The sequence below is a fragment of the Mitsuaria sp. BK037 genome, from assembly GCF_014193045.1.
GTDB lineage: Bacteria > Pseudomonadota > Gammaproteobacteria > Burkholderiales > Burkholderiaceae_C > Roseateles.
The window spans coordinates 108,982-128,404 of sequence record NZ_JACHYS010000003.1 but is presented as its reverse complement, the minus strand read 5'-3'; the positions used below and the strand labels follow the sequence as shown (position 1 = coordinate 128,404).

Sequence of the window (19,423 nt, the reverse complement as noted above, 5' to 3'; positions counted from 1 at the left end):
GCGCGTCATCGCGGGTCATCCGTCGTGGCGTCATCGGCGGCCGATCGCGGCTCAGCGCCGGAGCGCCTCGCGGGCGCGCTCCAAGGCGTGCCAGAACTTCGGGTCCTGCGAGGTCGCGAAATTGATGCGCATCAGCGTGCCCGGCGTGCGGGTCGGGCTGAAGAGGATGCCGGGCGCGATCAGCCAGCCCTGGTCCATCATCGCGGGCGCGAGCCGCTCGGTGTCCACGCCCACGTCGACCCAGCCGAACAGGCCGGCCGGCGTCGCGGCGAAGCGGCAGCCCGCGTCCTCGGCCAGCCGCACGCAGCGCTGGCGGGCCGTGGCCAGGCGCGAGGCGATCCGTTCCGCATGCTTGCGCAGCAGGCCCTGCTCCAGGCACAGCGCCACCGCGCGGTCCATCAGCGGGCTGGTGGTGAGCGAGGCCAGCAGCTTGAGCTCGGTCAGCCGCGCCATGCGGTCCGCGCTGGCCGCGACGAAGCCGACCCGCCACGCCGGCGACAGCATCTTCGAGAAACCCGAGACGTAGATCGTGCGGCGCAGCTGGTCCAGCGCCGCCAGGCGCGGCGCGTGGTTGGGCGCGAACAGCGCGTAGGTGTCGTCCTCGACGATCAGCAGGTCGTGCTCGTGCGCCAGCTGCAGCACCTGGTGCGCGTGCGCGAGGTCCAGCGTCGCGCCGGTCGGGTTGTGCAGCACCGACACCGTGACGTACATGCGCGGCCGGTGTTCCTCGATCAGCCGGCGCATCACGCCGATGTCGGGCCCCTGCGCGCCGCGCGGCACCGGCAGCAGCCGCATGCCGGCCTGCGACAGCCGCGCGTATTCGATCGCCCAGCCCGGGTCGTCGACCAGCACCGCGTCGCCGGGCTCGAGGAAGGCGCGGGTGATCAGGTCCAGCCCGTGGGTCGCGCCGACGGTGCTCATGATCTGGTCCGGCGCCGCCTGGATCGCGATGTCCAGCAGCCGCCGCGACAGCGCGCGGCGCAGGCGCTCGTCGCCGAGCGGCTCGCCGTAGCCCGACAGCAGCGCGTCGTCGGCGTTGGCCGCGAGCCGGCGCAGCGTCGACTGCAGCAGGCCCAGGTCCAGCCACTCCGCCGGCAGGGTGCCCAGCCCCGGCGAGCGCCGCGCGTCGGCCTGGAACATGCCGCGGATCAGCGCGCTGGCGTCGACCGGCGGCGGCAGCGGCGCCGGCGCGGGCTCGATCGCCAGCGGCGCGCGCGGCGGCGTGCGGGTTTCGCGAACGAAAAACCCTCGCTTCTTGCGCGCCTCGAGCAGGCCCTGGGCCAGCAGCTGGTCGTAGGCCGCGACCACGGTGTACGGGCTGACGCCGTGGTGCCGCGCGCAGTCCCGCACCGACGGCAGCCGCGCGCCCGGCAGCAGCAGCCGCTGCTGGATGCGCGCCGCGAAGCGCTGCGCCAGCTGCTGCGCGAGCGGCTGGCTGGCGTTGCGGGAGAGGGTGACCGGCGCGACATTCACGCTGGAGCTGGCGCTCATGCCGGCGTTGGCTGTGCTGGTGTCCATGCCAATACAGATGATGCGGTGGTATGGCTCAGTGTATTGGTTCTGTGCTGGTCGACCCCTTAGACTGGCCCGCTCAACCGGAGACAACCCCCATGAACCGCAGTCCCTGGACGCAAGCCCGCCGCGCCGCGCGCATGAACCCGTCCATCATCCGAGAGATCCTGAAGGTCACCGAGAAGCCTGGCGTGCTGTCGATGGCGGGCGGCCTGCCCAGCGCGGACACCTTCCCGGTCGAGGCCATCAAGACCGCCTGCGACCGGGTGCTGACCCACAACGCCAAGGAAGCGCTGCAGTACGCCGCCAGCGAAGGCTTCGCGCCGCTGCGCGAGTGGGTCGCGGCCAAGGTCGCGACGCTGGGGATCCAGGCCTCGCCGGACCAGGTGCTGATCACCAGCGGCTCGCAGCAGGGACTGGATCTGGTGGGCAAGCTGCTGTGCGACGCCGGCGCGCCGGTGGCCGTCGAGACCCCGACCTACCTCGGTGCGCTGCAGGCCTTCACGCCCTACGAGCCGATCTTCGCCAGCCTGGCCAGCGACGATGAAGGCCCGCTGCCTTCGGCCATCGAGGCGCTGCCGCACGACGCGCCGGGCACGCGCTTCGCCTACCTGCTGCCGAACTACCAGAACCCGACCGGCCGCGTGATGAGCGCCCAGCGCCGCGAGGCCGTCGTCGCGGCCGCGCGCAAGGCCGGCGTGCCCATCGTCGAGGACAACCCCTACGGCGACCTCTGGTTCGACCAGCCGCCGCCGGCCTCGCTGAGCTCGCTGTGGCCCGAGGGCAGCATCTACCTGGGCTCGTTCTCCAAGGTGCTGACGCCGGGTTTCCGCCTGGGCTACATCGTCGCGCCCAGCGAGATCTACCCCAAGCTGCTGCAGGCCAAGCAGGCCGCCGACCTGCACACGCCGGGCTTCAACCAGCGCGTGGTGCACGAGGTGATCAAGGGCGGCTTCCTGGACGAGCACGTGCCCAAGATCCGCGCCCGCTACAAGGCCAATCGCGACGCGATGGCCAAGGCGCTGGCCGAGTGCCTGCCCCCGGGCTGCGAGTGGCAGGTGCCCGAGGGCGGCATGTTCTTCTGGATCCGCCTGCCCGAGGGCCTGGACGCGATGACGCTGCTGCCGCGCGCCGTCGATGCCGGCATCGCCTACGTGCCGGGCGCCGCGTTCTACGCGCACCAGCCCGATCCGCGCACGCTGCGCCTGTCCTTCGTGACGCTGACGCCGGACCTGATCGCCGAAGGCGTCGACAAGCTCGGCCGCATGCTGCACGAGGCGCTCGCGCTGACGACCGCCGAAACCACGCCATGAGCGAGGCGCGCCCGCCGCTGCCCTTCGAGCCGGTGCTCGACGAGCACTGGACCGAGGCCGACCTGGACGTGATCCACGGCTTCATCGGCCGCACCTACTGGGCGGCCGGCATCCCGCGCGACACGATGCGCCGAGCGATGGCGGGCTCGCTGAACCTGCTGCTGCGCGGGCCGTCCGGCGCGGTGGTGGGTTACGCCCGCGTGGTCACCGACCGCGCCACCTTCGCCTACCTCTGCGACGTCTTCGTGCTCGAGGACTGGCAGGGGCGGGGGCTGGGGGACTGGCTGATCGCGCGGGTCGTCGCGCACCCGGCGCTGCAGGGGCTGCGACGCTTCTCGCTGTTCACCAAGGACGCGCACGCGCTGTATGCGCGCCACGGATTCCAGCCGCTGGCGGCGCCGGACCGCGGCATGGAGCGGCTCCGTCCCGACGTCTACCGCGCCGCCCCCTGAGGCCGGCGTAGGGGCGATGTCCCCTGTTTCTGGCACCCGATGCCGCCTGTCACTCGCACGTCAGGCGGGGCGGGCCGACTTCACCGTTCTCGATCGAGGGTCTTCATGTCCGAACTCCGCCGTTTTGTCCAGGTCGACGTCTTCACCGCCGAGGCGCTGAAGGGCAACCCGCTGGCCGTCGTGGTCGACGGCGCGGGCCTGGACGAGGCCACCATGGCCGCCTTCGCCCGCTGGACCAACCTGTCCGAGACCACCTTCCTGCTGCCGCCGACGGATCCGGACGCGGACTATCGCGTCCGCATCTTCACGCCGGGCGGCGAGCTGCCGTTCGCCGGCCATCCGACGCTGGGATCGGCCCATGCCTGGCTGGCCAGCGGCGGTGATCCGAAGCAGCCCGGCGAGGTCGTCCAGCAGTGCGAGATCGGGCTGGTGCGCATCCGGCGCGACGGCGGCCGGCTCGCCTTCGCGGCGCCGCCGCTCAAGCGCGAGGGGCCGGTCGAGCCGGCCCTGCGCGAGCAGGCGCTGCGCGCGCTGCGCCTGGAGGCCGCCGAGCTGCTGGACCTGGTGTGGGTCGACAACGGCCCGCAGTGGATGGCGGCGCGGCTGCGCTCGGCCGAGGCGGTGCTCGCGCTGCAGCCGGACTTCGTCGCGATGGACGGCCTGAAGCTGGGCGTCGTGGGCGCTTATCCTGCGGGTTCGCCACAGCAATTCGAGGTCCGGGCCTTCGTGCCCGGGCTCGGCGTTCCGGAAGACCCGGTCACGGGCAGCCTGAACGCGGGTCTGGCACTATGGCTGCAGGGCGCCGGTCTGGCGCCCGATCGCTATGTGGCCGCCCAGGGCGCCGCCCTCGGGCGCGCCGGCCGGATCCATGTGGCACGCGAAGGCGCGCATTGCTGGATTGGCGGCGATGTCACGCCGTTGATCCACGGTCAGGTGAGGTTGTGAAGCCATGAGCATGGAAGTCGATCATCTCGTTGTCGCCGCGAACACCCTGGAGGAGGGGCGCGCCTGGTGTGAACGTGTCCTCGGGGTCACGCCGCAACCCGGCGGGCGCCATGCGCTGATGGGCACGCACAACCTGCTGCTCAACATCAGCGCGCCGCCAGCGTATCCCCGCTGCTATCTGGAAATCATCGCCATCGATCCCGAGGCGCCGGATCCCGGTCGGCCCCGCTGGTTCGACCTGGACCAGCCCGCCGTGCGCGAGCGCCTGGCGCAGGAGGGCCCGGCGCTGCTGCACTGGGTGGCGCGCGTGTCCAGCCTGGATGCGACGCTGGCGACCTGGTCCGGCGAGGGCATCGATGCGGGCGAGGCCGTCGAGGCCGGACGCGGCGACCTGCGCTGGCGCATCGCGCTGCGCGAGGACGGCCGCCGGCTGCGCAAGGAAGGCCTGCCGGTGCCGATCGAGTGGCAGGGCGACGCCCATCCCACCGACAAGCTGCCCGAAAGCGGCGTCCAGTTGCTGAGCTTCGAAGCCCGCGACGGCCTGCGCGCCGAGCTCTCGACGCCCAAGGGCACGGTCGAGCTGGAGGCGATCGAAGGCACCTTGTCCGACGCACCGACGCAGTCGGGTGATCTCGACGACGTGCCGGCCTGATGGGCACCCAGGACCTGTTCCGCGAGGACGCGCAGTTGCGCGAGTGCGAGGCGACGCTGCTGCGCGCCGACGAGCGCGGCCTGCTGCTCGACCGCACGGTGTTCTATCCGCAGGGTGGCGGCCAGGCCGGCGACGCCGGCACGCTGACGCTGCCCGGCGGACGCGAGCTGGTGATCGCCGACACCCGCAAGGGCGAGGACGGCGAGATCCTGCACCTGCCCGCGCCGGATCAGGACCTCGCCGGCCTGGCGGTCGGCACGCCGGTGACGGCCCGCATCGACTGGCAGCGCCGCCACGCCCACATGCGCTTCCACACCGCGACCCACTTGCTGTGCGCGCTGGTGCCGCATCCGGTCGATGGCTGCTCGATCACGGCGGGCTATGCGCGCTTGGACTTCCACATGACCGACGCGCTCGACAAGGACGCGCTGACGGCCGGCATCGCCCGGCTGGTGGCCGAGGCGCGCCCGGTCAGCCACAGCTGGATCAGCGATGAGGAACTCGACGCGAATCCCGGACTGGTCCGCAGCATGAGCGTCCAGCCGCCGCGCGGCTCGGGCCGGGTGCGCGTGCTCAAGATCGACGGCGTCGACCTGCAGCCCTGCGGCGGCACGCACGTGGCCAACACGGCCGAGATCGGCGCGGTCGTCGTCACCAAGATCGAGAAGAAGTCGGCGAAGACCCGTCGCGTGGTGCTCGGCTTCGCCAGCGACGCCGCCGCGGCGCCTTCGGCATGAGCGCGCTGCGCGTGCTCGGACGTGCGGCGTCCATCAACGTGCGCAAGGTGCTGTGGACCGGCGTCGAACTCGGCCTGGACCTGGTGCGCGAGGACGTCGACGTCAAGGCCGATGCTTTCCGCGTGCTCAATCCCAACGCGATGATGCCGGTGCTCATCGATGCGCAGGCGGGTCCGGGCGCTGACGCCGGCACGCCGTTCTCGATGTGGGAAAGCAACAGCATCTGCCGCTACCTCGCCCGCCGCGAGGGCCGCGAGGACCTGCTGCCCGACGAGCCGCGGCGTCGCGCGCTGGTCGAGATGTGGATGGACTGGCAGGGCGGCGAGCTGAACAACAGCTGGCGTTACGCCTTCATGGCCCTGGTGCGCAAGAGCCCGCTGCATCAGGACCCGGCGCAGATCGAAGCCGGCATCGCCCATTGGAACCGGCACATGACGATGCTCGACGGGCAGCTCGAGCGCTCGGGCGGGCCCTATGTGCTGGGCGCGACCTTCACCCTGGCGGACGTGGTGCTCGGCCTGTCCACGCACCGCTGGCGCGCCGCGCCCATCGCGCATGCGAGCCTGCCGGCGGTCAACGCCTGGTACGAGCACCTGCTGGCGCGCCCGGGATTCGCCTTGCACGGCCCGGCCGCGGGCCCCTGAGCGCCGTCGTCCTCGACGTCGCTCTCCAATCCGAGCGCTTGAACGCGGGAGCGGCCTCGCTACACTCGCCCGCTGTGGACACGCCTGACATACGACTGATCTGCCCCGATTCGCCTGCGTTGTGGGAAGAAGCGCGCGCGATCCTGCGCGAATACGCGCAGAGCCTGGACGTGGACCTCTGCTTCCAGGGCTTCGAGGAAGAACTGGCCTCGCTCCCCGGCGAATACGACGCGCCCCAAGGCACGCTGCTGCTCGCGCTGGTGGATGGACAGGTCGCCGGCTGTGGCGGTTTCCGGCCGCTCATGGACTCGGACTACGCCAACGCCTGCGAGATGAAGCGGCTCTTCATCCGCCCCGCGTTCCGTCGTTTCGGCCTGGGCCGCACGATGGCGCAGGCGCTGATCGATCGCGCCACGAGCGCCGGCTACTCCAACATGCTGCTGGATACGCTCGACGACATGGAGGCCGCGCGCGACCTGTACGAGAGCCTCGGCTTCGAAGAGATTCCGCCGTACTACTTCAATCCGATCGCAGGCGCGCATTACCTGAAGGTCGACCTGGCCTGATCGAGGCGTCCACCCCGTCGGCCGCGCGGTTTCCGGTTTCGCCGGGTTACCGGCATAGCATCGCGCCATGACCTCGCAGCCTCATGCCGACCCCACGACGTCCACGGACGAGTTCTTCCGCCTCGAGCCCGCGTCGCTGACGCCGGCGCTGCTCGGCGAGTCGCCGTTCTGGCATCCGCTAGAGCAATGTCTCTATTACGTCGACATCCCGGGCAAGGCGTTGTTCCGGCTCGACAGCGGCGCGGCGACGCCGACCCGCTGGGCGCTCAACGACGAGCCGGGCTGTGTGGTGCCGCTGGTGGGCGGCGGCCTGCTGATCCCGCAGCGCAACGGGCTGTGGCGCTTCGATCCCGCCACCGGCGAGTACCTGAAGCTGCTCGACCCGCCGTACGACGCCTCGAAGCGGCGCTTCAACGACGGCAAGGCCGATGCGCAAGGGCGCCTGTGGGTCGGCACGATCGATGACGCGCGCCAACCCGAGTCGGCGCTCTATTGCCTGCGCGAGGGCGTCTTCGTCCCGATGAAGGACGGCATCACCACCTCCAACGGCCTGGGCTGGAGCCCGGACGGCCGCTCGATGTACTGGGCCGACACCAAGGCGCACGAGATCTACTGCATGGCCTTCGACGCCGCCAGCGGCACGCTTGGCGAGCGCGAGGTGTTCGCGCGATTCGCGCCGCGCGGCGCCGACCAGCCGCTCGAGACCTATGGCGGCCGGCCCGATGGCGCGGCGGTCGACGTCGAGGGCGGTTATTGGGTCGCGATGATGGAAGGCCAGCAGCTGCTGCGCCTGTCGCCGTCGGGCGAGCTGCTGACGCGCGTCGAGTTGCCGGTGCGCTGCGCCACGATGCCGACCTTCGGTGGTGCGGACCTGCGCACCATCTTCGTCACCACCGCACGGGAAAAGCGCAGCGAGGCGGAACTCGCCGCCCAGCCCTGGGCTGGATGCGTGCTCAAGATGCGGGTGCCGGTGGCGGGCTTGCCGGTGCAATTCGCGCGCTGGCCGGGCTGAGGTCGACCGAGGGCGCGGTGGCGCCGTGGCGCCATGACGGCGCGGCCTGCGCGGATCGGGTCGAGGGCAATCCCGAGTGGCGGCAAAGGGGCAGGTGTTGCGTGCGCACCTCGCGCCCCGTCGTGGCGGACGCCCCGCCAGCCTCGATGAACACGGCGCGCGCCCGGCTATGCGGGCTTCGCACGGCCTGTCAAGTCGGCGCCGATGGGCCGCCGCCGCAGCCTGTTAAGGGTCTGTAAGGTCAGACCCCCTATAATCCCGTGGTTTTGCCGCTCGCCCCTTGAAGCCGTGAATCCCGATCCAGCGCGCGCATCCAATGCGCCGCCCGCCGAGCCGCTCCGGACCACTCCGCCCCATCAGGCGAAGGACCGAGGCGCCGCCAGCCAGGATCCCTGGGACGATGGAATCGAAGGAGATGCGGACGGCGAACCGGCTTTCAAGCCCCTGACGCGAGAACAAGCGCAGGACTTGCGGGCCCGGCTTCCGGCAATGTCGGTCTGGTCCTTGTTGATCTGGCAGGCGGCGGCGGGAGCGGTCATGGTCGCGCTGTGGGGTCTGCTGTCCCTGCAAGCCGACAAAACCTGGTCGGCGCTGTTCGGTGCCGCCTCGGTCGTCCTGCCGAACGCCCTGATGGCGTGGGGCATGACGCGGCGATCGGCGAGGGACGCGGGCACTCCGATGCTCACGTTCGCGGTCTGGGAGCTGGTGAAGATCATTCTGGCGGTCGCCATCCTGGTGGCGGTCGCCGCGGGTTTCCCGTCGTTGAGTTGGGCAGCGTTGCTCTCGACCCTCGTCGTGACCCTGAAGGCAAATTGGCTGGCCCTGCTTCGGCGGGGTCGAATCAGAAAATAGAGACGGAAAGCAACCATGGCAGCAGAAGGGCACGCGCCGACCTCGGGTGAATACATCACCCACCATTTGCAGCATTGGCAGAAGAACTTCCAGTTCGAGGACGTCAAGCAGGTCGACATCGTCGACTTCAGCGTCTTCAACTTCGATTCGCTCATTTATTCGACCGTGCTGGGCCTGCTCGCCGTGTTCCTGCTGTGGCGCGCCGCACGCAAGGCGCATGCCGGCGTGCCGGGTCGCTTCCAGGCCGCCGTCGAGATCCTGGTCGAGATGGTGGACAACCAGGCCAAGGCCGTCATCCACAACGAGAAGAGCCGCAAGGTCATCGGCCCGGTCGCCTTGACCGTGTTCGTGTGGATCTTCTTCATGAACTTCATGGACATGCTGCCGGTGGACTGGCTGCCCACGCTGTTCACCAACTACGTCGCCCACGACGCGCACCACGCCTATCAGCGCGTCGTGCCGACCGCCGACCTGTCGACCACGCTGAGCATGTCCACGTTCGTGCTGCTGCTGGTGTTCTTCTACAGCTTGAAGATCAAGGGCGTGGGCGGCTGGGGCCATGAACTGATCTCCGCGCCCTTCGGCGCGCACCCGGTGCTGTGGCCCTTCAACTTCGCCATGCAGGTCATCGAGTTCATCGCCAAGACGGTGTCTCATGGCATGCGGCTGTTCGGCAACATGTTCGCCGGCGAGCTCGTGTTCATGCTGATCGCCCTGATGGGCGGCGGCTGGGCCCTGACCGGCACCGGCATCGGCCTGGCCATCGGCCATGTGCTCGCCGGCACGGTCTGGACGCTGTTCCACATCCTTGTGATCACGCTGCAGGCCTTCATCTTCATGATGCTGACGCTGATCTACCTGGGCCAGGCGCACGACGCGCACTGATCCGGCTGGACACGGCTACTTCGATTTCCCGATTCCCTTTCCCTTTCCTTTTTATCTAACTCTCTCAGGAGCAAAACATGGAAAACATCCTCGGTCTGGTCGCTCTGGCTTGCGGCATCATCGTTGGTCTGGGCGCGATCGGCGCTTCCATCGGCATCGCGCTGATGGGCGGCAAGTTCCTGGAGTCCTCGGCTCGTCAACCCGAGCTGATGAACGAACTGCAAACCAAGATGTTCATTCTGGCCGGCCTGATCGACGCGGCCTTCCTGATCGGTGTCGCCATCGCGCTGCTGTTCGCGTTCGCCAACCCGTTCGCCGCCACCTTCCTGTCCACCATCGCTCGCTGATAGGCCCGTCCCTTTCACGACTGAAAGGATCGTGCCGTGAATATCAACGCTAGCCTTTTCATTCAGTGGATTCCGTTCGCCATCCTGGTGTTCGTCACGATGCGGTTCATCTGGCCGCCGATCGTGAAGGCGCTGGACGAGCGCGCGGAGCGAATCCGCACTGGCCTGGCGGCTGCTGACCAGGCGAAGGCCGAGCTGGCCAACGCCAACAAGAAGGTCGACGAGCAACTGGCGCAGACCCGCAACGAAACCACGAAGCTGCTGTCCGACGCCGAGAAGCGCGGCGCCGCCATCGTGGACGAAGCGAAGAAGCGCGCGGAGGACGAAGGCGCCAAGATCATCGCCGCTGCGAAGGCCGAGGCCGAGCAGCAGTCGGTGCGTGCCCGTGAGGCCCTGCGCGAGCAGGTCGCCGCGCTGGCCGTCAAGGGCGCCGAGCAGATCCTGCAGCGCGAGGTCAATGCCAGCGTGCATGCCGAATTGCTGAACCGTCTCAAGACGGAGCTGTAATCATGGCTGAACTCGCAACCATTGCCCGTCCCTACGCCGAAGCGCTGTTCCAGGTCGCGTCCTCGCAGGACCTGAAGGCCTGGAACGAGCAGTTGGCCGCGCTGGCGCTCGTCGCCGGCGACAGCCAGCTGCGCCAGTTCGCCGAAGACCCGAAGGTGGGCACCGACCAGGTGTTCCAGGTCATGTCGGCGGCCAGCAAGCAGACGCTGCTGCCCGGCGTGCAGAACTTCCTGCGCGAGGTGATCGCCAACGGCCGCCTGTCGGCGCTGCCGGCGATGGTCCAGCAGTTCCACGAACTGGCCAACGCCGCTTCCGGCGTGTCCGATGCGCAGATCTTCAGCGCCTACCCGATCGAGCCGGCCCAACTGGCCGACGTGGTCGCGTCGCTGGAGAAGCGCTTCGGTCGCAAGCTGCAAGCCCGCGTCGAGCTGGAGCCTGGCCTGATCGGCGGTATCCGTGTGGTGGTCGGCGACGAGGTGCTGGACACCTCGGTCAAGGCCCGCCTGGAACGCATGAAAGTGGCGCTGACGGCCTGAGGCGCAAGCCTCCGGTCCCAGCCCGACTGCCAAAGATCCCCCCGATTCACCCTGGTGTCCCGCTTCGGCGGGATGCCGTTGGGAGCAAGCAATGCAACTGAATCCCGCTGAAATTTCCGAACTGATCAAGAGCCGCATCGAAGGCCTTGGCGCGTCCACCGACGTGCGCAACCAGGGCACCGTGGTGTCCGTGTCCGACGGCATCGTGCGCGTGCACGGCCTGTCCGACGTGATGCAAGGCGAAATGCTGGAATTCCCGGCCGCCGCCGATGGCTCGCAGACCTTCGGTCTGGCGCTGAACCTGGAGCGCGACTCCGTCGGCGCCGTGATCCTGGGCGCCTACGAGCACATCGTCGAAGGCGACACCGTCAAGTGCACCGGCCGCATCCTGGAAGTGCCGGTCGGCCCCGAGCTGATCGGCCGCGTCGTGAACGCGCTGGGTCAGCCGATCGACGGCAAGGGCCCGATCAACGCCAAGATGACCGACGTCATCGAGAAGGTCGCCCCGGGCGTGATCGCCCGCAAGTCCGTCGACCAGCCGGTGCAGACCGGCCTGAAGTCGATCGACTCGATGGTGCCCGTCGGCCGTGGCCAGCGCGAGCTGATCATCGGCGACCGCCAGACCGGCAAGACCGCCGTGGCGATCGACGCGATCATCAACCAGAAGGGTCAGAACATGACCTGCGTGTACGTCGCGATCGGCCAGAAGGCTTCGTCGATCAAGAACGTCGTGCGCGCACTGGAAGCCGCCGGCGCGATGGAATACACCATCGTCGTCGCCGCCTCCGCGTCTGAATCCGCCGCGATGCAGTACGTGTCGGCCTACTCGGGCTGCACGATGGGCGAGTACTTCCGCGACCGCGGCCAGGACGCGCTGATCGTGTACGACGACCTGTCCAAGCAGGCCGTCGCCTACCGCCAGGTCTCGCTGCTGCTGCGCCGCCCGCCGGGCCGCGAAGCCTTCCCCGGCGACGTGTTCTATCTCCACAGCCGCCTGCTGGAGCGCGCCGCCCGCGTCAACGCCGAGTACGTCGAGGCCTTCACCAAGGGTGAAGTCAAGGGCAAGACCGGCTCGCTGACCGCGCTGCCGATCATCGAGACGCAAGCCGGCGACGTGTCCGCCTTCGTCCCGACCAACGTGATCTCGATCACCGACGGCCAGATCTTCCTGGAAACCAACCTGTTCAACGCCGGCATCCGTCCCGCGATCAACGCCGGTATCTCGGTGTCGCGCGTCGGTGGCGCTGCCCAGACCAAGCTGATCAAGTCGCTGTCCGGCGGTATCCGTACCGACCTGGCCCAGTACCGTGAGCTGGCCGCCTTCGCGCAGTTCGCCTCGGACCTGGACGCCGCGACCCGCAAGCAGCTGGACCGCGGTGCCCGGGTGACGGAACTGCTGAAGCAGGCGCAGTACAGCCCGCTGTCGATCAGCCTGATGGGCGCGTCGCTGTACGCGGCCAACAAGGGCTTCATGGACGACATCGAGGTCAAGAAGGTCCTGGCCTTCGAGCACGGCCTGCACCAGTTCCTGAAGACCTCGCACGCCGCCCTGCTGACCAAGCTGGAAAGCGACAAGGCCATGGACAAGGACGCCGAAGCCGAACTGAACGCCGCGATCACGTCGTTCAAGAAGTCCTTCGCCTAAAGCAACCATGACCGGGTCTCGCTGAAGTCAAGCAAGACCCGGCCCTCACAGGAGAAATCATGGCAGCAGGCAAGGAAATTCGCGGCAAGATCAAGTCGGTCGAGAACACCAAGAAGATCACCAAGGCCATGGAGATGGTCGCCGCTTCGAAGATGCGCAAGGCGCAGGATCGGATGCGCGCGGCCCGTCCGTACGCGGAGAAGGTCGGCAACATCGCCGCCAACCTGTCCAAGGCCAACCCCGAGTACCGCCATCCGTTCATGGTGTCGCATGCCGACGCCAAGACGGCCGGTTTCGTGGTGGTCACGACCGACAAGGGCCTGTGCGGTGGTCTGAACACCAACCTGCTTCGCGCGACGACCAGCAAGCTCAAGGAAATCGAGCAGGCGGGCCAGAAGGCGGAAGTGGTCGCGATCGGCAACAAGGGTCTGGGTTTCATGAACCGGATCGGCGCCAAGGTCGTCGCGCATGCGACGCAGCTCGGCGACAGCCCCCAGCTCGAGAAGCTGGTCGGCCCGGTCAAGACGCTGCTGGACGCTTACGCGGAAGGCAGGCTGTCGGCGGTCTATCTCTGCTACACGCGCTTCGTCAACACGATGAAGCAGGAGCCGGTGGTGCAGCAACTGCTGCCGCTGACGGCCGAGTCGCTGGAGACGGATGCCGCGGGTCACGCATGGGACTACCTGTACGAGCCCGATGCCCCGACGGTGATCAACGAACTGCTGGTGCGCTACACCGAAGCCCTGGTCTATCAGGCCGTGGCGGAGAACATGGCGTCCGAGCAATCGGCGCGCATGGTGGCCATGAAGGCCGCGACCGACAACGCCGGCACGCTGATCGGTGAGCTGAAGCTGGTCTACAACAAGACCCGCCAGGCCGCGATCACCAAGGAACTGTCGGAAATCGTCAGCGGCGCGGCCGCCATCAGCGGTTGATCCCGGCGATCGATCGCAGGCAACAGATTTGGAATTGAAGGAACGAAAAAATGGCTAACACTCAATCGGTGGGCAAGATCGTTCAGTGCATCGGCGCCGTGGTCGACGTGGAGTTCCCGCGTGACCAGATGCCGAAGGTGTTCGACGCCCTGAAGATGGAAGGCTCGGCCCTGACGCTGGAAGTGCAGCAGCAGCTGGGCGACGGCGTGGTCCGCACCATCGCGCTGGGCTCGTCCGACGGCCTGCGCCGCGGCACCGAGGTCTACAACACCGGCGACACCATCCAGGTGCCGGTGGGCCAGGCGACCCTGGGTCGCATCATGGACGTGCTGGGCAACCCGATCGACGAGCGCGGCGACGTGGCCCGCGACCAGGTCGCCTCGATCCACCGCAAGGCCCCGGCCTATGACGAGCTGAGCCCGTCGCAGGAACTGCTGGAAACCGGCATCAAGGTGATCGACCTGATCTGCCCGTTCGCCAAGGGCGGCAAGGTGGGTCTGTTCGGTGGCGCCGGCGTCGGCAAGACCGTGAACATGATGGAGCTGATCAACAACATCGCCAAGGCTCACTCGGGTCTGTCGGTGTTCGCGGGTGTCGGCGAGCGTACCCGTGAGGGCAACGACTTCTATCACGAGATGTCCGACGCGGGCGTCGTGAACCAGGACGACCTGAGCGCGTCCAAGGTCGCGATGGTCTACGGCCAGATGAACGAGCCCCCGGGCAACCGTCTGCGCGTGGCGCTGACCGGCCTGACGATGGCCGAGTCCTTCCGCGACGAAGGCCGTGACGTGCTGTTCTTCGTGGACAACATCTACCGCTACACGCTGGCCGGTACCGAAGTGTCCGCGCTGCTGGGCCGCATGCCGTCCGCGGTGGGCTACCAGCCGACGCTGGCCGAGGAAATGGGCCGCCTGCAGGAGCGTATCACGTCGACCAAGGTCGGCTCGATCACCTCGATCCAGGCCGTGTACGTCCCTGCGGACGACCTGACCGACCCGTCGCCGGCGACGACCTTCGCCCACTTGGACGCCACCGTGGTGCTGTCGCGTGACATCGCCTCGCTGGGCATCTACCCGGCCGTGGACCCGCTGGACTCGACCTCGCGTCAGATCGACCCGAACGTCATCGGTGAAGAGCACTACAACACGACGCGCTCGGTGCAGTCGGTGCTGCAGCGCTACAAGGAACTGCGCGACATCATCGCGATCCTGGGCATGGACGAGCTGTCGCCGGAAGACAAGCTGGCCGTGGCCCGCGCCCGCAAGATCCAGCGTTTCCTGTCGCAGCCGTTCCACGTCGCGGAAGTGTTCACCGGCTCGCCCGGCAAATACGTCCCGCTGAAGGAAACCATCCGCGGCTTCAAGATGATCGTCAACGGCGAGTGCGACCACCTGCCGGAGCAGGCCTTCTACATGGTCGGCACGATTGACGAGGCCTTCGAAAAGGCGAAGAAGATCCAGTAAGACGTCGCAGACGGCGCGCTGGCGTCGTTGCCGTGCTCGCCGGACAGGAGTCCGGCTCCGCGCGGCGCCTAGCCAGCCCACCGTCTGCTCGCTTACTGGACCTTCTTCCCGCGGTGGCGAAGGCCTGCCGCGGCAAACTTAAGGAAACGCAATGGCAACCCTCCACGTGAACGTGGTCTCGGCGGAAGAGCAGATCTTCTCGGGCGAGGCGAAATTCGTGGCGCTGCCGGGCGAAGGCGGCGAGCTGGGCATCCTGCCCAAGCACACCCCGCTGATCACCCGCATCAAGCCGGGCGCGGTGCGTATCCAGCGTCCCAATGGCGATGAAGAGTTCGTCTTCGTCGCCGGCGGCCTGCTGGAAGTGCAGCCGGACGTCGTGACCGTGCTGGCCGACACCGCCATCCGCGGCAAGGACCTCGACGAGGCCCGCGCCGAGGCCGCGAAGAAGGCCGCCGAGGAAGCGATGAAGAACGCCAAGAGCGACATCGACTTCGCCAAGGCGCAAAGCGAATTCGCGGCCATGGCCGCGCAGATCGCCGCGCTGCGCAAGTTCCGCGCCAAGCGCTGAGCCCCCCATCTCCTCGCGCGCCGGGACGCCGGTGCGGCGAGGACACCACACTGCATCGGCAGGACTGCGAAAAACTCGCACTCCTGCCGATGTTCTTTTCGGCGTTCCCCCAACCACTCGGTTCGGTATCGCACACTTCGAACATCCGGCTTCGACCGGAGCAAGCACCGGCGTCCCGCCGGTGTCGTTTTTGAGGGAGTTCCCATGTCATTCAACGTCCTGGCGCGCCGCGCCACCCTGGCGCTCGCCCTGACGGCCCTGTTCGGCTGCGCGACCGAGCAATCCCGCACCATTGAAGTCCCGCGCGCGGCGCCCGCCCCGGTCCAGTACCAGGGTCAGCGTGCCCCGATCGCGGTGGGCAAGTTCGAGAACCGCTCGAGCTTCATGCGCGGCATGTTCGCCGACGCGATCGACCGCCTGGGCAACCAGTCCAAGTCGATCCTGATCGCCCACCTGCAGCAGACCAACCGCTTCAGCGTGCTGGACCGCGACAACCTCGAAGAGGCGCAGCAGGAAGCCAAGTTCAAGAACAGCGCGCTGACGATCAAGGGCGCGGACTACCTGGTGACGGGCTCGGTGACCGAATTCGGCCGCAAGGAAGTCGGCGACCAGCAGCTGTTCGGCGTGCTGGGCCGCGGCAAGAAGCAGATCGCCTACGCCAAGGTCACGCTGAACGTGGTGAACAGCCAGACCTCGGAAGTCGTGTACTCGGCGCAGGGCGCCGGCGAATACGAGCTCTCGACGCGCGAGGTCGTCGGCTTCGGCGGCACCGCCAGCTACGACGCGACGCTGAACGGCAAGGTCCTGGACCTGGCCATCAAGGAGGCCGTCAACACGATGGTCGCCGGCATCGACAGCGGCGCCTGGAAGCCGCAAGCCGCCCGCTGACCAGGAGCCCGATCATGACCCTCCGTATCAAGCACGCGCTGCGCGTGAGCGCAGCCGTGGCCGTCGCCGCGCTGCTGACCGCCTGCGGCACGCCGCAGAAGCCGCTCTATCAATGGGCCGGTTACCAGAACAGCGTCTACCAGTACTTCAAGACCAACGGCACCGCGCCTGGCGACCAGATCACGCAGCTCGAAGCGCAGCTGATCAAGAACAAGGCGGCCAACGAAGCGACGCCGCCCGGCCTGCACGGCCACCTGGCGCTGCTCTACGCGAAGGTCGGCAACGACGACGCCGCGCGAGCCCACCTGGAAGCCGAGCGCGCGCTGTTCCCGGAATCCGCCGCCTACGTGGACTTCCTGCTGAAGAAGCCGTCCGAGAAGACCGCGGCCGCTGCCGCCGTGCCCGCCAAGGCGGCCAGCGGCGTCTGAGCGCCGAGGAGAACGACACCATGACGAACCTGATGTCCCTGATCCGCCGCCTCGGCGCCGTGGCCGTGCTGGCCGCGCTGACCGCCTGCGCCTCGCCGTCCAAGCCCTACGACTACACCGCGTTCAAGGAAGCCAAGCCGGCCTCGCTGCTGGTGCTGCCGCCGGTCAACGACACGCCGGACGTGAATGCCACCTATGGCGTGCTCTCCAACCTGTCGATGCCGCTGGGCGAAGCCGGCTACTACGTGCTGCCGGTGTCGCTGGTCGATGAGACGCTGCGCACCAACGGCATCACCACGCCGGCGGACGCACACCAGATCGACGCCGCCAAGCTGCGCCAGATCTTTGGCGCCGATGCGGCGTTGTATGTCGACGTGAAGCAGTACGGCTCGGTCTACAAGGTGCTGTCGAGCGAGACCATCGTCGAGATGCATGCCAAGCTGGTGGACCTGCGCACCGGCGCGCTGCTGTGGGACGGCAAGGCGACGGCATCCAGCGCTGAACAGAGCAGCACCCAAAGCAATCCAATCGCGATGCTGGTACAGGCTGTGGTGGATCAAATCGCTGCGAACCTTACCGACCGCAGCTACCAGATCGCGGGCATGACCAGCAACCGTCTGGTCTACGCCCCTAATGGCCTGCTGCCGGGTCCCCGGGCGCGTCAGCCTGTGAAAAACTAAGGGTCTCGACCACGAACCCGGAAACGGCGGGCGCCGCGACGCGCCAGCCGATCCCCACCCACCGGTTCGCGCCGGTGGGTTTTCTTTTTTCAGCATGACCACTCCGATCTCCATCACCCGCCACCAGGGCCTCGAGGCCATCGAACTCCGCGCGCCCGATGGCGCTCGCGCGACGCTGCTGCTGCATGGCGCGCACCTGGTGTCCTGGGTGCCCGCGGGCGCCGACGAGCAGCTCTACCTCTCCCCCAAGAGCGCCTTCGCCACCGGCCAGGCGATCCGCGGCGGTGTGCCGGTGATCTTTCCGCAGTTCGCCACGCGCGGCCCGCTGCAGCGCCATGGCTTCGCGCGTGGGAAGCCGTGGCAGCTGGTCAGCGCCGAGTCCGGCAAGGACGACGCATTGGCCGTGCTGCGCCTGAACGACGACGGCGCCACCCGCATGGTCTGGCCGCATGCCTTCGAAGCCGAGATCAGCATCCGGATTGCCGGCCGCGCGCTGGAGATCGAACTCGCCTGCGAGAACCAGGGCGACACGCCGTTGTCCTTCAGCGCCGCGCTGCACACCTACCTGCGGCTGACGCAGATCATGTCGGCGTCGGTCCAGGGGCTGTCCGGCCTGGCGTATTGGGACTCGACGATCGAACGCGCCGCCACCCAGCACGAGGACCTGCTGCGCCTGGACGGCGAGACCGACCGCATCTACCAGGACGTGAAGCACGGCCTGACCCTGCGCGACGGCGACCGACGCCTGGCGATCCGCCAGCAGGGCTTCGCCGACGCCGTGGTCTGGAACCCCGGCCAAGCCAAGGGCGACGCCCTTCCCGACATGCCCGAAGGCGGCTGGAAGCAGATGCTCTGCGTCGAAGCGGCCCAGGTGCTCAAGCCGGTCGAACTCGCGCCTGGCGAGAGCTGGGCCGGCATGCAGACGCTCGAACTGGTCTGATCCGCTCGCGCCGTGGCCGGTGCGTGCGACGAGTTAAGCTGGCCCGTCCTTCACTGCACGGAGCGAGCATGGGCGACAAGAAGTCCAAGAACGACGCGAAGCAAAGTGACCGGCCCGGCCAGAACGGCGGCAAGCTCTCCAAGTCCGACTACCTGGACCGCCTGCAGCCGATGCAGGTCGAGCTGAACAACCTGGCCCGGTGGCTGCAGCACACGCGCAAGCGGCTGCTGGTGATCATCGAAGGCCGCGACACCGCCGGGAAGGGCGGCGTCATCAACGCGATCTCCGAGACGCTCAATCCCCGCCAGTGCCGCACCGTCGCGCTGGGCAAGCCCAGCGAGCGCGAGCAGGGCGAGTGGTACTTCCAGCGCTACCTCACCCACCTGCCGTCCGCCGGCGAGATCGTGCTCTTCGACCGCAGCTGGTACAACCGCGCTGGCGTCGAGGCGGTGATGGGCTTCTGCACGCCGCGGCAGACCGAGGACTTCCTCGAGCAGGCGCCGCGACTGGAGCGGCTGCTGGTCGACGACGGCCTGCTGCTCTTCAAATACTGGCTCACCGTCGACCAGCAGCAGCAGGAAGAGCGCTTCGCCGAACGCGCCGAGGATCCGCTCAAGCAGTGGAAGCTCTCGCCGATCGACCTCGAGGCCCGCAAGCATTACCAGGACTACGGCCGTGCGCGCGACCGCATGCTCGAGCACACGCACACCAAGCACGCGCCCTGGACGCTGGTCGACTTCAATGACCAGCGCCGCGGCCGGCTCACGCTGATCCGCCACCTGCTCGACCACCTGCCGGACGTGACCGTGCCCGCGAAGGAACTGGTGTTCCCCAAGCTCAAGGGCGGGCCGAAAGCCGAGCGCTTCGGCTGGAAGCTCAAGCCGATCAAGAGCCTTTGAGCGCTTGCGGACTGCGA

At 68.2% G+C, this 19,423-nt stretch carries 23 protein-coding genes; 22 read left to right on the top strand and 1 reads right to left on the bottom strand.

Going from position 1 to position 19,423, the window contains the following annotated elements:
• Nucleotides 1-51: 51 nt before the first annotated feature.
• A complete protein-coding gene (locus FHT37_RS17355; RefSeq protein WP_091731695.1) occupies nt 52-1,491 on the bottom strand; it encodes a PLP-dependent aminotransferase family protein in 1,440 nt (479 codons plus the stop codon).
• 119 nt (nt 1,492-1,610) lie between these two features.
• On the opposite strand from FHT37_RS17355, the gene FHT37_RS17350 reads away from it, so the two are divergent.
• The 22 genes from FHT37_RS17350 to ppk2 all read left to right on the top strand — a co-directional run bounded on the left by FHT37_RS17350 (nt 1,611) and on the right by ppk2 (nt 19,406).
• A complete protein-coding gene (locus tag FHT37_RS17350; RefSeq protein WP_091728453.1) occupies nt 1,611-2,825 on the top strand; it encodes a PLP-dependent aminotransferase family protein in 1,215 nt (404 codons plus the stop codon).
• Entirely contained in the window at nt 2,822-3,277 is a 456-nt protein-coding gene (locus FHT37_RS17345) for a GNAT family N-acetyltransferase (protein WP_147239842.1), read from the top strand. Before FHT37_RS17350 ends, FHT37_RS17345 begins: the two co-directional genes overlap by 4 nt.
• Nucleotides 3,278-3,382: 105 nt before the next feature.
• Nucleotides 3,383-4,222: a PhzF family phenazine biosynthesis protein gene (locus FHT37_RS17340; RefSeq protein ID WP_183483199.1), complete on the top strand. Its 840-nt coding sequence runs from the start codon at nt 3,383-3,385 to the stop codon at nt 4,220-4,222.
• 10 nt (nt 4,223-4,232) lie between these two features.
• The gene (locus tag FHT37_RS17335) at nt 4,233-4,874 is read left to right on the top strand and encodes a VOC family protein (protein WP_255488880.1); all 642 of its coding nucleotides are present in this window, start codon (nt 4,233-4,235) and stop codon (nt 4,872-4,874) included.
• Nucleotides 4,874-5,611 (top strand): alanyl-tRNA editing protein, encoded by a 738-nt coding sequence (locus FHT37_RS17330; protein ID WP_183483197.1) that lies wholly within the window; start codon nt 4,874-4,876, stop codon nt 5,609-5,611. The genes FHT37_RS17335 and FHT37_RS17330 overlap by 1 nt, the downstream gene beginning before the upstream one ends.
• Complete coding sequence (locus tag FHT37_RS17325; protein WP_183483195.1) at nt 5,608-6,255, top strand: glutathione S-transferase C-terminal domain-containing protein; 648 nt, start codon at nt 5,608-5,610, stop codon at nt 6,253-6,255. The genes FHT37_RS17330 and FHT37_RS17325 overlap by 4 nt, the downstream gene beginning before the upstream one ends.
• 74 nt (nt 6,256-6,329) lie before the next feature.
• Nucleotides 6,330-6,821, top strand: a complete 492-nt coding sequence (locus FHT37_RS17320) for a GNAT family N-acetyltransferase (RefSeq protein ID WP_091728426.1) — start codon at nt 6,330-6,332, stop codon at nt 6,819-6,821.
• Between the two features lie 67 nt (nt 6,822-6,888).
• Entirely contained in the window at nt 6,889-7,833 is a 945-nt protein-coding gene (locus FHT37_RS17315) for an SMP-30/gluconolactonase/LRE family protein (protein WP_183483193.1), read from the top strand.
• Between the two features lie 288 nt (nt 7,834-8,121).
• Nucleotides 8,122-8,685, top strand: coding sequence for an ATP synthase subunit I (locus tag FHT37_RS17310; protein WP_255511608.1), 564 nt, complete (start codon nt 8,122-8,124; stop codon nt 8,683-8,685).
• A gap of 15 nt (nt 8,686-8,700) precedes the next feature.
• On the top strand, nt 8,701-9,570 hold the full coding sequence (gene atpB / locus FHT37_RS17305) for a F0F1 ATP synthase subunit A (RefSeq protein WP_091728416.1): 870 nt from the start codon (nt 8,701-8,703) through the stop codon (nt 9,568-9,570).
• Nucleotides 9,571-9,647: 77 nt separating this feature from the next.
• On the top strand, nt 9,648-9,917 hold the full coding sequence (atpE, locus tag FHT37_RS17300) for a F0F1 ATP synthase subunit C (RefSeq protein WP_091728411.1): 270 nt from the start codon (nt 9,648-9,650) through the stop codon (nt 9,915-9,917).
• Nucleotides 9,918-9,953: 36 nt separating this feature from the next.
• Complete coding sequence (locus FHT37_RS17295) at nt 9,954-10,424, top strand: F0F1 ATP synthase subunit B (protein WP_147239847.1); 471 nt, start codon at nt 9,954-9,956, stop codon at nt 10,422-10,424.
• A gap of 2 nt (nt 10,425-10,426) precedes the next feature.
• Nucleotides 10,427-10,960, top strand: a complete 534-nt coding sequence (locus FHT37_RS17290; RefSeq protein ID WP_091728405.1) for a F0F1 ATP synthase subunit delta — start codon at nt 10,427-10,429, stop codon at nt 10,958-10,960.
• A 91-nt stretch (nt 10,961-11,051) separates the two neighbouring features.
• Nucleotides 11,052-12,605 (top strand): F0F1 ATP synthase subunit alpha, encoded by a 1,554-nt coding sequence (atpA, locus tag FHT37_RS17285; RefSeq protein WP_091728401.1) that lies wholly within the window; start codon nt 11,052-11,054, stop codon nt 12,603-12,605.
• Nucleotides 12,606-12,664: 59 nt separating this feature from the next.
• The gene (atpG, locus tag FHT37_RS17280; RefSeq protein ID WP_091728397.1) at nt 12,665-13,540 is read left to right on the top strand and encodes a F0F1 ATP synthase subunit gamma; all 876 of its coding nucleotides are present in this window, start codon (nt 12,665-12,667) and stop codon (nt 13,538-13,540) included.
• 50 nt (nt 13,541-13,590) lie between these two features.
• Entirely contained in the window at nt 13,591-15,003 is a 1,413-nt protein-coding gene (gene atpD, locus FHT37_RS17275; protein ID WP_091728394.1) for a F0F1 ATP synthase subunit beta, read from the top strand.
• A 151-nt stretch (nt 15,004-15,154) separates the two neighbouring features.
• Nucleotides 15,155-15,571 (top strand): F0F1 ATP synthase subunit epsilon, encoded by a 417-nt coding sequence (locus FHT37_RS17270; RefSeq protein ID WP_091728389.1) that lies wholly within the window; start codon nt 15,155-15,157, stop codon nt 15,569-15,571.
• Nucleotides 15,572-15,775: 204 nt separating this feature from the next.
• Nucleotides 15,776-16,459 carry a CsgG/HfaB family protein gene (locus tag FHT37_RS17265; protein ID WP_091728385.1) on the top strand — a complete coding sequence of 228 codons (684 nt, stop codon included), beginning with the start codon at nt 15,776-15,778 and terminating at the stop codon, nt 16,457-16,459.
• Nucleotides 16,460-16,473: 14 nt separating this feature from the next.
• Nucleotides 16,474-16,887 carry a DUF4810 domain-containing protein gene (locus tag FHT37_RS17260; protein WP_091728381.1) on the top strand — a complete coding sequence of 138 codons (414 nt, stop codon included), beginning with the start codon at nt 16,474-16,476 and terminating at the stop codon, nt 16,885-16,887.
• A 20-nt stretch (nt 16,888-16,907) separates the two neighbouring features.
• The gene (locus FHT37_RS17255) at nt 16,908-17,567 is read left to right on the top strand and encodes a DUF799 domain-containing protein (protein WP_217648454.1); all 660 of its coding nucleotides are present in this window, start codon (nt 16,908-16,910) and stop codon (nt 17,565-17,567) included.
• 94 nt (nt 17,568-17,661) lie between these two features.
• Nucleotides 17,662-18,507, top strand: coding sequence for a D-hexose-6-phosphate mutarotase (locus FHT37_RS17250; RefSeq protein ID WP_183483191.1), 846 nt, complete (start codon nt 17,662-17,664; stop codon nt 18,505-18,507).
• Nucleotides 18,508-18,575: 68 nt separating this feature from the next.
• The gene (gene ppk2 / locus FHT37_RS17245) at nt 18,576-19,406 is read left to right on the top strand and encodes a polyphosphate kinase 2 (RefSeq protein ID WP_091728373.1); all 831 of its coding nucleotides are present in this window, start codon (nt 18,576-18,578) and stop codon (nt 19,404-19,406) included.
• Nucleotides 19,407-19,423: the final 17 nt, after the last annotated feature.